Source organism: Streptomyces viridochromogenes, from assembly GCF_001270495.1.
Lineage (GTDB): Bacteria > Actinomycetota > Actinomycetes > Streptomycetales > Streptomycetaceae > Streptomyces > Streptomyces viridochromogenes_A.
Window position 1 is genome coordinate 249,816 of sequence record NZ_LGUR01000117.1, and the last position, 14,471, is coordinate 264,286.

Below are 14,471 nucleotides of genomic sequence, written 5' to 3' on the forward strand. Positions count from 1 at the left end.
TGGGAGCGCTCCCACTGGTTCAAGCCTTGACTTCTCCGAGCCGCAAGGAGGAACCAGCACGTGCATCCCCCACGCAGACGCAGAACCGCGCGACGGTTGTGGACCGCCGTCGCAGCGGCCCTGGCACTCCCCTTGACCATGCTGGGCACGGGTTCAACCCCCGCCCAGGCCGCGGCAGTTCAGTGCAGTGTCGACTACAAGACCAATGACTGGGGCTCCGGCTTCACCGCGGATCTGACGATCACCAACCGCGGTACGGATGTCATCGACGGCTGGACTCTGACGTACGCCTACGCGGGCAACCAGAAGCTCGGCAACGGCTGGAACGGCACCTGGTCCCAGTCCGGCCAGTCGATCACCGTGAAGGACGCCGGCCACAACGCGCGGATCGCCGCCGGGGCCGCGGTCACCACGGGCGCGCAGTTCAGCTACAGCGGCAGCAACGCCGCTCCCACTAACTTCGCGATCAACGGCACCAGCTGCACCGGTGCCCACCAGCCCCCCATCACCGTGCTGACCAGCCCGGCGGCGGGCGCCGTCTACACCCAGGGCGACGCCGTTCCGCTCGCGGCCACCGCCGCGGCGGCCGACAACGCCACCATCAGCAAGGTCGAGTTCTACGACAACACCACGCTGCTGGGCACGGACACGACGGCGCCGTACTCGCTCTCGGTCTCCAGCTTGACCGTGGGCAGTCATTCGCTGCTGGCCAAGGCGTACGACAGCCTGGGCGCGTCCGCGGAGTCCACGCCGGTCGGCGTCACGGTCGCCTCGGGCCCCGCCGTGGTGGCCTCGCAGGCCCAACTCCCCGTCCAGCAGGGCAAGTCGGCCTCGTACGACCTGAAGCTGTCGACCCAGCCGTCGTCGAACGTGACCGTCACCACCGCCCGCACGAGCGGCAATTCGGGTCTGTCGGTGACAGGCGGCGCCTCGCTCACCTTCACACCGTCGAACTGGAACACCGCTCAGAAGGTGACCATCACCGCCGCCTCCTCCGGCACCGGTGCGGCGACCTTCGAGTCGACGGCGGGCGGGCACGCGAAGGCCACGGTCACCGCGACCCAGATCGCGGCGACGAAGGCGTACGACGCCCGCTTCCTGGAGCTGTACGGCAAGATCACCAACCCGGCGAACGGCTACTTCTCACCCGAGGGCATCCCCTATCACTCGGTGGAGACACTGATCGTCGAGGCGCCGGACCACGGTCACGAGACCACGTCGGAGGCCTACAGCTACCTTCTCTGGCTGCAGGCCATGTACGGCAAGGTCACCGGCGACTGGGCCAAGTTCAACGGGGCCTGGGAGATCATGGAGAAGTACATGATCCCGACCCACGCCGACCAGCCGACGAACTCCTTCTACAACGCCTCGAAGCCGGCGACGTACGCACCCGAGCTGGACACCCCCAACGAGTACCCGGCGAAGCTCGACGCGTCGGTCTCGGTCGGTTCGGACCCGATCGCCGGTGAGCTGAAGAGCGCGTACGGCACGGACGACGTCTACGGCATGCACTGGCTCCAGGACGTCGACAACACCTACGGCTACGGCAACTCGCCCGGCAAGTGCGAGGCGGGACCGACCGACACGGGGCCTTCGTACATCAACACCTTCCAGCGCGGCGCGCAGGAGTCGGTGTGGGAGACGGTGCCGCAGCCGACCTGTGACGCCTTCAAGTACGGCGGAAAGAACGGCTACCTTGACCTGTTCACCGGTGACGCCTCCTACGCCAAGCAGTGGAAGTTCACCAACGCCCCGGACGCCGACGCGCGTGCGGTGCAGGCCGCGTACTGGGCCGACAAGTGGGCCGACGAGCAGGGCAAGGGCGGTCAGATCTCCGCGACCGTCGCCAAGGCCGCGAAGATGGGCGACTACCTGCGCTACGCGATGTACGACAAGTACTTCAAGAAGGTCGGCAACTGTGTCGGGCCGTCCACCTGCCCGGCGGGCACCGGCAAGGACGCCTCGCACTACCTGCTGTCCTGGTACTACGCGTGGGGCGGTGCCACCGACACCTCGGCGGGCTGGGCCTGGCGCATCGGCTCCAGCCACGCGCACGGCGGCTACCAGAACCCGATGGCCGCGTACGCCCTGGCCAACTACGCCGACCTGAAGCCCAAGTCGGCTACGGGACAGGCGGACTGGGCCAAGTCGCTGGAGCGGCAGGTCGAGTTCTACCGCTGGCTGCAGTCCAGCGAGGGCGCGATCGCGGGCGGTGCGACCAACAGCTGGGCGGGCCGGTACGCGACGCCGCCGGCCGGGAAGTCGACGTTCTACGGCATGTACTACGACCAGCAGCCCGTCTACCACGACCCGCCGTCCAACCAGTGGTTCGGCTTCCAGGCGTGGTCGATGGAGCGGGTGGCCGAGTACTACCAGCAGACGGGGAACGCGGCCGCGAAGGCCGTCCTCGACAAGTGGGTCGACTGGGCGCTGTCCGAGACGACCGTCAATCCGGACGGTACGTACCGGATTCCCTCGACGCTTCAGTGGTCGGGCCAGCCCGACACCTGGAACGCGTCAAGTCCGGGCGCGAACAACGGACTTCACGTCACCGTCGCCGACTACACCAACGACGTCGGTGTGGCGGCCGCGTACGCCAAGACCCTGACGTACTACGCCGACCGCTCCGGTGACACGGCTGCCGCGACCACGGCGAAGGCCTTGCTGGACGGCATGTGGGACAACTACCAGGACGACCTCGGCATCGCCGTCCCGGAGACCCGCGCCGACTACAACCGCTTCGACGACGGGATCCACGTCCCGAGCGGCTGGACCGGCACCATGCCGAACGGCGACGCGATCAACTCGTCGTCGACCTTCGACTCGATCCGCTCGTTCTACGAGGACGATCCGGCCTGGTCGAAGATCGAGGCGTATCTCGCGGGCGGGGCGGCGCCGTCGTTCACGTATCACCGGTTCTGGGCCCAGGCGGACATTGCCTTGGCCATGGGTTCGTACGCGGAGCTTCTCGAATAGTCCCCGCGAAGCGCTCCGCGAAAAGGCCGTGACGTTGTCTGCGGGTCCGTTGTGGTTGGTCGCGCAGTTCCCCACGCCCCTGAAGGGGCGCTCCCGTGCACGGCGTTTTCCCGGAACCGCTTGAAGGCTCCGCGTGCGTGGTCCCGTCACCTGACGGCGGGACCGGTCGGCCGGGCGGCCCCCTCCCGCACTGGGGGCCGCCCGGCCTCCCCCCACATCCAGGAAAGGACTCCCCTGTGCGAAGAACCCGCATCCTCACGGCCGTACTCGCACTCGCCGCCGGACTGCTCGCGGGCACCCCGCCCGCACTCGCCGCCCCTGCCGCCAAGGACGTGTCGATCGCCGCCGACACCTACACCTGGAAGAACGCCCGCATCGACGGCGGCGGTTTCGTCCCCGGCATCGTCTTCAACCGGACCGAGAAGAACCTCGCCTACGCCCGTACCGACATCGGCGGCGCCTACCGCTGGCAGGAGTCGTCGAAGACCTGGACGCCGTTGCTGGACTCGGTCGGCTGGGAGGACTGGGGGCACACCGGTGTGGTGAGCCTGGCGTCCGACTCCGTGGACCCGGACCGGGTGTACGCGGCGGTCGGGACGTACACGAACAGCTGGGATCCGAAGAACGGCGCGGTCATGCGGTCCTCCGACCGGGGCGCGAGCTGGCAGAAGACGGAGTTGCCGTTCAAGGTGGGCGGCAACATGCCGGGCCGTGGCATGGGTGAGCGGCTGGCGGTCGACCCGAACAAGAACAGCGTGCTGTATCTGGGCGCGCCCAGCGGCAAGGGGCTGTGGCGGTCGACGGACTCCGGTGTGACCTGGTCGCAGGTGGCGAACTTCCCCAACGTCGGCAACTACGTGCAGGATCCGAGCGACACGAGCGGATACGCCAGCGACAACCAGGGGATCGTCTGGGTCACGTTCGACGAGTCCACGGGGACGTCCGGGAACGCGACCAAGACCATCTACGTGGGGGTCGCCGACAAGGACAACGCCGTTTACCGGTCGACCGACGCGGGCGCGACCTGGTCGCGGGTCGCCGGGCAGCCCACGGGATACCTGGCCCACAAGGGTGTCCTGGACGCGGCGAACGGCTACCTCTATCTCGCCTACAGCGACAAGGGCGGGCCGTACGACGGCGGCAAGGGCCAGCTGTGGCGGTACGCGACCGCGAGCGGCACCTGGACGAACATCAGCCCGGTCGCCGAGGCCGACACCTACTACGGCTTCGCCGGCCTGACCGTCGACCGGCAGAAGCCCGGCACGGTGATGGCGACGGCGTACAGCTCCTGGTGGCCGGACACCCAGATCTTCCGCTCCACGGACAGCGGCGGCACCTGGACGAAGGCGTGGGACTACTCGTCGTATCCCAACCGCGCCAACCGCTACACCATGGACGTCTCGTCGTCGCCGTGGCTGACGTGGGGCGCGAATCCTTCCCCGCCGGAGCAGACGCCGAAACTGGGCTGGATGACCGAGGCGCTGGAGATCGACCCGTTCGACTCGAACCGGATGATGTACGGGACGGGCGCGACGATCTACGGCACCGAGGATCTGACGAAGTGGGACAGCGGGAGCCAGTTCACCATCAGGCCGATGGTGCGGGGCCTGGAGGAGACGGCGGTCAACGACCTCGCCTCTCCCCCGTCGGGCGCCCCGCTCCTGAGCGCCCTCGGTGACATCGGCGGCTTCCGGCACACGGACCTCACCAAGGTCCCCTCGATGATGTTCACCCAGCCGAACTTCACCACGACCACCAGCCTGGACTTCGCCGAGACGAACCCCAACACCGTCGTCCGGGTCGGCAACCTGGACTCGGGACCGCACATCGCGTTCTCGACGGACAACGGCGCCAACTGGTTCGCCGGGACCGATCCTTCGGGGGTCAGCGGCGGAGGTACGGTCGCGGCGGCGGCGGACGGCAGCCGGTTCGTGTGGAGCCCTGCCGGTACGGGCGTGCAGTACACGACGGGCTTCGGCAGTTCGTGGGCGGCGTCGAGCGGCATCCCGTCCGGGGCGATCGTCGAGTCCGACCGGGTCGACCCGAAGACCTTCTACGGCTTCAAGTCCGGGAAGTTCTACGTCAGTACGGACGGCGGCGCGACCTTCACCGCCTCCTCGACGACCGGGCTGCCGAGCGGTGACAGCGTCCGTTTCAAGGCGTTGCCCGGCGTGAAGGGCGACGTGTGGCTGGCGGGCGGTGCGACGGACGGCGCGTACGGTCTGTGGCACTCGACCGACGGGGGTGCGAGCTTCACGAAACTCTCGAACGTCGAACAGGCCGACGCCATCGGCTTCGGCAAGGCGGCGCCCGGGGCGTCGTACCAGGCCCTCTACACCAGCGCGAAGATCGGCGGCGTACGCGGCATCTTCCGCTCCGTCGACAAGGGTGCGAGCTGGACCCGCGTCAACGACGACGCCCGCCAGTGGGGTTGGACGGGCGCGGCGATCACGGGCGACCCGCGGGTGTACGGGCGGGTCTACGTGGCGACGAACGGCCGGGGCGTCATCTACGGCGACACCGCCGACGGCGGCACGACGGACCCGGACCCCGATCCCGACCCGGACCCGACACCGACCGGTGCCTGTGCGGTCTCGTACAAGGTCACCAACCAGTGGTCCGGCGGTTTCCAGGCGGACGTACAGCTGTCCAACACCGGTTCCAGTGCCTGGAGCGGCTGGTCCCTCGGCTGGACCTTCGCCGACGGGCAGCGGATCACGCAGGTGTGGAACGCCGACCATACGCAGTCGGGTTCGGCGGTGACCGCGAAGAACGTGGGCTGGAACGGCAGTGTGGCCGCCGGCTCGTCCGTCAGCTTCGGGTTCACGGGGAGTTGGCAGGGGGCGAACGCGAAACCCACCGCCTTCAAGCTGGGTGACCAGAGCTGCACGGTGAGTTGAGCCGAGCGAGCGCGAGGGCGCGTGCCGTTCGCCGGCACGCGCCCTCGGTGCGCTCTCCTAGAGCTTCCACTCCCCGATCTGCTCGGCGAAGCCCGAGTCCATCCCCCACGTGACCGTGGCCACCTTCGACGCCTTCGGCACCTCGAACACGACCCAGCCCAGCGCCTTCGCGCCCGGCTTCAGCCGGACGTCCGACGACATCGACGGGCCGGCCGTGATGTCGGCGATGACGGTCCCGAACTGCTGGCCCTGGTCGTCGGCCATCTTCGCCCCGTTGATGGGAGCGTCGGAGTAGACCTTGGTGCCGGTGTTGACGAGCTGGAACTGCACGCCGATCCACCGGTTGCCGGACTCGGGGGCGAAGAACTCGTCACTGGACTTGGCGTTGTCGACGACCTTGACGACCGTGACGTCGAGTCCGCTGCCGCCCTCCATGCCCTTGAGGGCGAGCGTGTCACCGACCTTGGCGACGTCGGGCGCGGCACTGCTCTTCTCCGCGGCGGGCTCCTTCTCGCTGCCGCTGGCACTGTCGGCCTTGGCGGAGGCTTTCGCCTTCGGCCTGTCGACGACCTCGTCGCCGGAGCCGGAACCACAGGCGGTCAGACCGAGCGCGGCGACGGCGACGGCCGCGGTGGCGGCGAGACGTATGCGGGTGTGGTGGACCATGTTCTCCCCAGGTTTCGGTGGTACGCATGTGAAGGACCCGTAAAGAACCCGCATGGTTGTACGGATCACCGAAACGATCCGGGGTCGGGAAGCAACCTGGCAGCCCGTTATGACGTCCGGGCTGCCAGACCGGCGGAGGTGATCGCCGATGCTCAGGGCGTGTAGACGGTCGGCCGTGGCGCAGTCGGCATCCCGTTGCCGATGAAGAAGCTCGGGTGCGGGGGCTGGTTGTAGGCGGTGTTCTGCCAGGCCAGGCCCGTGCGGTACATCGGGTCGTGCAGGAGGGTCGTGATCCTGGTGTTCGTCTCGTACGGCGTCGAGTAGATCCTGAGCGCCGTGTTGCCGCTGGTGCGCCAGATGACCTCCTCGCGCCAGTCGCCGAGGATGTCGCCGGACAGTACGGGCGTGGCCTTCGTGCCGTTGTTGGAGGAGACGCCGGAGCCGGTGAGCAGGCGGGTGTCGGACGACGTGCCGTACTTGTCGATGCGGGTGCCGTCGAGGAGTTCGCGGACCGTGTCGCCGTCCCACCAGGACAGGAAGTTGACGGACGACGGCTCACGGCCCTTGGTGGCGCCGGCCTCGTCGCGGATGGAGGTGTCGGAGGCGGACCACACCTCGGCGCCGTCGTTGCCGGCCCAGATGTCCCCGGCGACGCCGCGGCCGTTGTCGCAACAGGCGGCGAGCTTCCAGTTGACCGTGCCGTTGGCCGGGTTGATGTACAGCTCGGCGGGCTGGCCGGTGGACTCCGAGACCTTGAAGTACTCCAGGCCCGCCCGGGACGGGTCGAGGTCGCCGAGATGCTGGGCGTCACCGTGTCCGGTCTTCGTGGTCCACAGGCCGTGGCCGTTGTCGTCGACGGCCATCGAGCCGTACACGATCTCGTCCTTGCCGTCGCCGTCGACGTCTCCGACGGAGAGGCTGTGCGAGCCCTGGCCGTCGAAGCCCTTGCCGGTGTTGGTGGAGGAGTTGGTGTCGAAGGTCCAGCGGCGGGTGAAGCTGCCGTTCCGCCAGTCCCAGGCGGCGATCACCGAACGGGTGTAGTAGCCGCGGGCCATGATGAGGGAGGGGCGGGAGCCGTCCAGGTAGGCGGTACCGGCGAGGAACCGGTCGGCCCGGTTGCCGTAGGAGTCGCCCCAGGACGAGACCGTGCCCCGGGCCGGTACGTAGCCCACCGTCCCCATCGCCTTGCCGGTCTGGCCGTTGAACATGGTCAGGTACTCGGGGCCGGACAGGATGTAGCCGGAGGAGTTCCGGTGGTCCGCCGACGAGCTGCCGATCACCGCGCCCGTGCCGTCCCGCGTGCCGTCGGCCGTCTTCATGGCGACCTCGGCCTTGCGGTCGCCGTCGTAGTCGTACACCTGGAACTGCGTGTAGTGCGCGCCGGAGCGGATGTTGCGGCCCAGGTCGATGCGCCACAGGCGGGTGCCGTCGAGCTTGATGCCGTCGACGATCGTGTTGCCGGTGTAGCCGGACTGGGAGTTGTCCTTGGCGTTGGTGGGCTGCCACTTGAGGACGATGTCGAGGGCGCCGTCGCCGTCGAGGTCGCCGACGGAGGCGTCGTTGGCCTCGTAGGTGTACGCCACTCCGTCGGGGGTCGTGCCGCCGGCGGGCGGGCTGATCGGGACGTCCTTGTACCCCGTGCGGAACTGGACGGCGTGCACGGAGTCGCCCTGCTCCACGCCGTTCACGATCGCGCGGATCGTGTAGTCGGCCTGTTCGGGGGCGCCGGAGTGGAAGTAGTTCGTGGAGCCGGTGACCGGCGTCGAGTTGACCTTCGTACCGGCCCGGTAGACGTTGAAGGAGACGTCGTTCGGGTCGGTGCCCAGCCAGCGCCAGCTGACCAGGTTGCCGCTCGACGTGTGGACGCTGACCACACCCCGGTCCAGCGCCTCGACCTGACGTGCGGTGGCGGCCTCCGCGGTGCCGGCGCCGTTCAGGGTGGTGAGCCCGGCGGCGACCAGGGCGGCGGTGGCGAGCGTCGCGGAGAGAGCGACGCGGCGTCTGCGGTGCTTGCGCGGGTGCTGCACGTGACGTACCTCCTCGGGAGGACGGACGGATTCCGTTCCCTCAGTCGCCGCCGTGCGTGCGGAAGTTGCCGTATCTCTCGGCCAGTTCGGCCACCGTCAGGGCGATTTTCTCGCGGAGTTCGGGCGGTTCGAGCACCTCGACGCCGGTGCCGAGGCGCAGGAACTCGGCGTGAGCGTGGTCGACGGACTCGATGGGGACGGTGGCCCTGGTCCAGCCGTCCGCCTCCGTACGGTGGTTGGTCGCGCGGTCGACGCTCTCTCCGGGCGCCAGTCGCACCACCGCCTCCCGGCGGTACAGCCGGTCGTGGAAGTCGCGCTGGTACGCCCTCCAGTACGCGGCCAGATCGAAGTCGCGGGGGCGAGTGAACTCCTCGTCGGCGGGGGCGAGTTGGAGGATCTGGTCGACGCGGTAGGTGCGGGGGCCGGGGCCAGAGACGACGTACCAGCGGCCCGCCTTGAGGACGAGGCCGTACGGCTCCAGCCGGCGTTCCACGTCGGTGGGCTCCCGCCAGCGGCGGTACAGGACGCGCAGGACGCGGCTGTGCCAGACCGCGTCGGCCACCGCCGGGAGGTGCGGCGTCTCGTCGGCGCCGGCGTACCAGCCGGGTGCGTCGAGGTGGAAGCGGCCGCTGATCCGGTCGGCGTGGCCACGCAACTCCGGTGGCAGGGCAGCGCGCACCTTGAGCTCGGCCGCGGCCAGGACCGAGCCGAGGCCGAGCTGGGCGGCGGGGCCGGGGGCGCCGGCGAGGAAGAGGGCCTCGGCCTCGTCGGCGGTGAGTCCGGTGAGGCGGGTGCGGTAGCCGTCGAGAAGGCGGTAGCCACCGGCGTGGCCCGCATCGCCGTAGAGCGGGACGCCTGCCGCGCTCAGCGCCTCGACGTCGCGGTACACCGTGCGGACCGACACCTCCAGTTCGTCGGCGAGCTGCGCGGCGGTCATCCGGCCGCGGGTCTGGAGCAGCAGGAGGATGGAGACGAGTCGGCTGGCTTTCACTGACACAGGATGGCAGTGAAGCGGTCATAGCGTCGCGTCATGGCCCTCAAGGAGAAACCGGCCTTCGCCGAGAAACTGCTGACCGTACCGCCGCCGATCGAGGTGGCCGGGCGGCACGTCAAGCGCTACCACGTCACCACGGACCCGGCGGGCATCGCGCCCGAGGTGGCGAAGGCGGCGTACGAGATCCTGCCGGAACTGCTGCCGGAGCCGGACGGCACGCCCCCGGCGACGTTCGTCGTGCTGCACCGGGGCGGGGACGACGGCGCCTATCTGAACGCCTACAGCTGGGTGTGGGACAACGTCCTGCACTTCAAGGGCGCTTCGGCGGGCCAGCCGATGCTGGGCTGCCCGGACCGCGACCCGACGAACTTCATCGTCCCCGGGCTGCCGTGGATCGGCTGCGTCTGGGAGCTTCCGCCGATCCTGCACGAACGGGACGCCTGGGTGCGGCACGTCATCGCGCCCGAAGTCCCGGACCTGTCGGCCTACTTGGCCGATGCCCTGCCCGAAGGAACCACTGGAGACCGCGTATGAGCAGCCCGCACGACTTCGACTTCTTCCACGGCGCGTGGGAGGTCCGCAACCGCCGCCGCACCGACTTCCTCGACCCGGGCAGCGACTGGGAGGAGTTCTTGGCCACCAGCCGCTGCCGGCCGCTGTTCGACGGGGCCGCGAACCTCGACGAGATCGACATGCCGCACCTGTCGGCGAAGGGGGCGACGCTGCGGCTGTTCGACCCGGAGACCGAGCGGTGGTCGCTGAACTGGGCCTCCAGCGTCAGCGGGACGCTGTTTCCGCCGGTCTTCGGCCGGTTCGAGGGCGAGCGCGGGGAGTTCTACGGAGACGACACCCACGACGGGAAGGACATACGCGTGCGGTTCGTCTGGTCGGGCGTCTCCGCGGCGTCGGCCCGCTGGGAGCAGGCGTTCTCCCTCGACGACGGACAGACCTGGCTGACGAACTGGGTCATGGAGTTCACCCGGGCTTCAGAAACGCCCGCAGGCTGAACACCGGGTCCGGACGGGGCCGGTCCTGGTCCGGCAGCTCCGCCAGGCGGGCGGCGAAGCCGTCGGCGAGCGCGCCGCCCGGCGGCACGGCGACGAACCAACCCCGGCGCAGGTCGGCGACCGTTCGGCGGGGGCTGCGGCCCTGGCCGTGCCCCGCGAAACGGGCCTGCCCGGCCGGGACCAGCCCGTGGGCGAGGGCGTACGACTCCACGAGCGCCGCCTCGTCCCGGGCCGGGCGGCGCGGACGGGACGCCATGACGGCATCGATGTCACTGCCCACGTTGTGGGCGGCGGCCTTGTCGACCGTGGTGACGTACACCCCGCCGGGCCGCAGGACCCGGGCGCACTCGCCGACGGTGGTGCGCACGTCCTCGGCGGTCCGGGCCAGGTGCAGCAGCCACACGCTGCTGACGGCGTCGAAGCGGCCGTCCCCGAACGGCAGCCGGCGGCTGTCGGCGAGCACGACGGAGCCGGGCAGCCGGGCCGCGGCCTGCCGGGCCATGGCGGGTGCGCGATCGACGCCGACCACGCTCAGGCCGTCGCGTGCGGCGGCGAACCGCCGTGTGACGATGCCGGTGCCGCAGGCGACGTCGAGCAGGCGCCGGGTTCCGGCCGGCAGGAGTCCCAGCACCGCCTCCGCCGCGGCCGACGCCCGGGGCTCGCCGCCGCGTGAGGCGTCGTATCGCTCCGCTTCCTTGTCGTAGTCCAGCACACCCTTCAGTTTGCCCCGTGGCCGGGGGCGAGTCCCTCGATCCTGCGGGCGAGTGCGAAGTCCCGCTCGGTCACGGCGCTCACCGTGTGGGTGTTCACCGTGAGGGACACCGTGTTGTAGCCCAGGGTCAGGTCGGAGTGGTGATCGAGCTCCTCCTGGACCTGGGCGATGTGCACGACCATCGCCGTGGCCGCGAAGTGCGAGGGGAGCCGGTAGGAGCGGGCGAGGCGGTCGCCGTCCAGCGACCAGCCCGGCAGCTCCGCGAGCCGGTCCTCGATCTCCTTCTGCGACAGCGGTTCGAGGGGCATGGCCTCGCTCCTTCCTCAACGGGCTCAACGGGATCAACAGGAGGGTTCGTCTTCAGACTGCCACAGCCGGGGCGCGACAGCCCTGGTCAGGCGGGTGCCCGGCGGGTCGACGGCGACACCTTCGGCGGCCGGATCATCGGCGGCGGCCCGCACGGGGGGCCTGACCCACGATCGCGGTCGGCGCGCCGGTCGCGTAAGACAGCCACGCACTCCTCGACTACGGTCGTACTCATGACCATCGTCCCGTCCGGAGACGCCACGCCCGCCACCGGCCCCGCCGACCAGGGAGTGGGCCCTCTGCTGCGGGCCTGGCGGGAGCAACGGCGGGTCAGTCAGCTGGAGTTGGCGTTGCGGGCCGACTCCTCGGCGCGGCACATCAGCTTCATCGAGACGGGTCGTTCCCGGCCCAGCGAGGAGATGGTGCTGCGGCTGGCCGAGCACCTCGACGTGCCGGTGCGGGAGCGCAACGCCCTGCTGCTGGCCGCCGGGTACGCCCCGCACTACCCGGAGACCCCGCTGGACGACCCGGCGCTGGACGCGCTCCGCGCGGGCATGGAGCGGCTGATCCAGGGCTACGAGCCCTACCCGGCCGTCGTGGTGGACGCGATGTACAACGTCCACGCGGCCAACCGGGGCATCCTGATGCTGCTCGACGGCATCCCGGATCACCTCCTCACACCCCCGCTGAACGCCATGCGTCTGACCCTGCACCCGGAGGGCCTCGCGCCGCGCATCCGCAACCTGCGTGAGTGGCGCGGTCATCTGCTCGCCCAGATCGAGCGGCAGATCGCCCTGCACCGCTCCGAGCCGCTGCGGAAGCTGTACGAGGAGGTGGCGGCGTACCCGGTGCCGGAGGAGGAGGTGCCGGAAGGGACGGTGGCGGAAGGGACACCCGGGAGCCCCGAACCGGCGGAGCCGGTCCCGTACTTCGCGCTGCCGTTGCAGGTCGAGGTCGAGGGCCGCGTCCTGTCCTTCATCTCCTCCATCTCCACGTTCAACACCCCCATGGACGTGACCGTCGCCGAGCTGGCCATCGAGACCTTCCTCCCGGCCGACCCGGCGACGATCAAGTACCTTCAGTCGCTGCTCCCCTGACGGCCCTTCAGGGCCAGGTGCTGGAGCGCGGCGAACGCGGCGACGGTGAGCGCCTGGAGCACGGTCCACACCGCGCCCGCTCCGGTCGGCGCCAGCCACATCGCGAGAGCGACGCAACTCAACACGCTCCAGGCGAGGTTGGCCTCGATCACGGCACGCACCGGGAACGCTCCGGGACGCGCACGGGAGGCGAGGAGCCCGACGGCGGCGGCGTACACGGCGAGGAACGCGCCGAGCGCCAGCAGCAGTCCTCTGTCGACCCCGAGCAGCCGCCCAAGCGGCCCGGACGCGGCGAGGTAGGCGAGCCCGTTCGCGCCGGTCACCACGGCGTCCAGAGCCAGGAGACGGCGCAGCACGGCGTGCGGGTCGGAGGTCCGGGTGAGCGCGGCAAGCGAGGTGGCGGACATGACGAATCACCCTCCGTCGAGGTCGAGTTGCGGTGCTGCGGGACCCGGATCCCGGCCCGGAGTGCGCCGGCCCGGAACCCGGTGACTCAACGATCTCCCGCACGGGCGGGACGGTCGATTACCCGACAGGTAATGGGGGCCGGCACTCGACTCCACTCGACGACACTCGACGCGGCTGAGGACAACCGGTTACGAAGGCGTCCGCGTCCCGCCGAGCAGGGCCGCGATGCTGTCGTCGTCACACGTGTCCCAGAAGGAGCCGACGATGTCCTCGACCTCGTCCATCGAGTCCGCTTCGAACAGGACCGGCTGGTAGGTGGAGATGTCGTACTCGACGTCGACGAGGCTCTTGATGTCCAGCGGCCGGAAGTCGGCGCTGCGGAAGTGGTCGAGTTCCCCGTAGGAGGAGACCAGCGTCGCCCCGTACGCCTTCCGTTCGCCGCGCTCGCGGACGACACCGCATTCGAGAGTGAACCAGAACACCTTGCCGATGAACTGAAGGGCCTCGGCGCTCTGCACGCGGGCCGCGGCGTTGCCCGCGAGCCGGTACAGACGGGCGAAGCGGTCGCTGGCCAGGACGTTGCCGTGCCCGACGAGGTCGTGCAGGAGGTCGGGATCCTCGGTGTAGAAGGGGGAACGAGGATGCCGGAGGTACTGGGTGGAGTGGAAGACGGAGTTCGCCAGACCCCCGCAGAACTCCCGCAACGGAACGAGCGCGGGCGCTGACTGAAAGCGAAACCCCGATATCGATCCCAAGCGGCTGCTCACGTCGCGGAGTTGAGGCACGTGGTCCAGCGGGACGGCCAGTTGTTCTGCCGATTCGAGGTACTCAGTGGACGCATCCGTGCGGTGCCGGGCGATGAGGTCGACGCAGACCGTCCGCCACACCTCGTGCTCCCAGTCGGTGTACTCGACCACCGGAATGGGATCCTCCGGCGTCAGGTCGGCCGACAGTGCCGCGATCTCGCCGCGGCGTATTTCATAGGCGGCATCGGTCATTTGGGCATGCTGCCCCTGCATGAGGGATCACTCCAATTCAAGACGATCGTGTGAGAGCGGGCACCGGCCCGGCCGCCGGTCAGGCGGAAGGAATACCGAGGACGCTGTGCTCGGCTACTTGAGAAGGCATGTCGACGACCCCTGACAGCGCTCGCATCATGCGCCTCATCGAGGAACGGAGTTCTCTCGCGGGTTCATCGAGCAGGACCGCGCTGACCAACTCCAGAGGAGGGTACGGTCGTGACATCGGGCATTCCATTTGGTTCCGCCACTGTGCTGCGAACCGCCTGCCTGAGCACTATGGGATGCAAGTCGCAGGCCGGAATCTGCTGAGTGGCATATCCGTTGGAAGCCATGCGGTCGTCCTAGGAGTTCGACTG

Annotated in this window: 12 protein-coding genes; 5 read left to right on the forward strand and 7 right to left on the reverse strand. The window is 69.6% G+C overall.

Features of this window, described 5'->3' with window-relative positions; all coding sequences use genetic code 11:
• Window positions 1–60 precede the first annotated feature (60 nt).
• Both ADK36_RS13130 and ADK36_RS13135 read left to right on the forward strand, forming a co-directional pair.
• Window positions 61–2,976: a glycoside hydrolase family 48 protein gene (locus tag ADK36_RS13130; protein WP_053197566.1), complete on the forward strand. Its 2,916-nt coding sequence runs from the start codon at window positions 61–63 to the stop codon at window positions 2,974–2,976.
• A 236-nt stretch (window positions 2,977–3,212) separates the two neighbouring features.
• The gene (locus tag ADK36_RS13135; protein WP_048579374.1) at window positions 3,213–5,876 is read left to right on the forward strand and encodes a cellulose binding domain-containing protein; all 2,664 of its coding nucleotides are present in this window, start codon (window positions 3,213–3,215) and stop codon (window positions 5,874–5,876) included.
• 57 nt (window positions 5,877–5,933) lie between these two features.
• On the opposite strand, the gene ADK36_RS13140 is transcribed toward ADK36_RS13135, so the two are convergent.
• The 3 genes from ADK36_RS13140 to ADK36_RS13150 form a co-directional block, all read right to left on the reverse strand.
• On the reverse strand, window positions 5,934–6,542 hold the full coding sequence (locus tag ADK36_RS13140) for a DUF4352 domain-containing protein (protein ID WP_053197568.1): 609 nt from the start codon (window positions 6,540–6,542) through the stop codon (window positions 5,934–5,936).
• Between the two features lie 152 nt (window positions 6,543–6,694).
• Complete coding sequence (locus ADK36_RS13145; protein ID WP_053197570.1) at window positions 6,695–8,569, reverse strand: rhamnogalacturonan lyase; 1,875 nt, start codon at window positions 8,567–8,569, stop codon at window positions 6,695–6,697.
• Between the two features lie 40 nt (window positions 8,570–8,609).
• Window positions 8,610–9,560, reverse strand: coding sequence for a helix-turn-helix transcriptional regulator (locus ADK36_RS13150; protein WP_053197572.1), 951 nt, complete (start codon window positions 9,558–9,560; stop codon window positions 8,610–8,612).
• 39 nt (window positions 9,561–9,599) lie between these two features.
• Between ADK36_RS13150 and ADK36_RS13155 the strand changes: the two genes are divergently transcribed.
• Complete coding sequence (locus ADK36_RS13155) at window positions 9,600–10,097, forward strand: hypothetical protein (protein WP_048579378.1); 498 nt, start codon at window positions 9,600–9,602, stop codon at window positions 10,095–10,097.
• A complete protein-coding gene (locus tag ADK36_RS13160) occupies window positions 10,094–10,570 on the forward strand; it encodes a hypothetical protein (protein ID WP_053197574.1) in 477 nt (158 codons plus the stop codon). The genes ADK36_RS13155 and ADK36_RS13160 overlap by 4 nt, the downstream gene beginning before the upstream one ends.
• Here ADK36_RS13160 and ADK36_RS13165 read toward each other — a convergent pair.
• A complete protein-coding gene (locus tag ADK36_RS13165; protein ID WP_048579380.1) occupies window positions 10,539–11,282 on the reverse strand; it encodes a class I SAM-dependent methyltransferase in 744 nt (247 codons plus the stop codon). The genes ADK36_RS13160 and ADK36_RS13165 overlap by 32 nt on opposite strands.
• Before the next feature lie 5 nt (window positions 11,283–11,287).
• Complete coding sequence (locus ADK36_RS13170; protein WP_048579381.1) at window positions 11,288–11,590, reverse strand: 4a-hydroxytetrahydrobiopterin dehydratase; 303 nt, start codon at window positions 11,588–11,590, stop codon at window positions 11,288–11,290.
• Window positions 11,591–11,821: 231 nt separating this feature from the next.
• Here ADK36_RS13170 and ADK36_RS13175 point away from each other — a divergent pair, with 231 nt between their 5' ends.
• Window positions 11,822–12,685 (forward strand): helix-turn-helix domain-containing protein, encoded by an 864-nt coding sequence (locus ADK36_RS13175; protein WP_048579382.1) that lies wholly within the window; start codon window positions 11,822–11,824, stop codon window positions 12,683–12,685.
• Here ADK36_RS13175 and ADK36_RS13180 read toward each other — a convergent pair.
• On the reverse strand, window positions 12,667–13,092 hold the full coding sequence (locus ADK36_RS13180; RefSeq protein ID WP_053197576.1) for a hypothetical protein: 426 nt from the start codon (window positions 13,090–13,092) through the stop codon (window positions 12,667–12,669). The two genes, ADK36_RS13175 and ADK36_RS13180, sit on opposite strands and share 19 nt — an antisense overlap.
• 189 nt (window positions 13,093–13,281) lie before the next feature.
• Window positions 13,282–14,112 carry a phenylalanine 4-monooxygenase gene (locus tag ADK36_RS13185; protein WP_048579384.1) on the reverse strand — a complete coding sequence of 277 codons (831 nt, stop codon included), beginning with the start codon at window positions 14,110–14,112 and terminating at the stop codon, window positions 13,282–13,284.
• Between the last annotated feature and the right edge of the window lie 359 nt (window positions 14,113–14,471).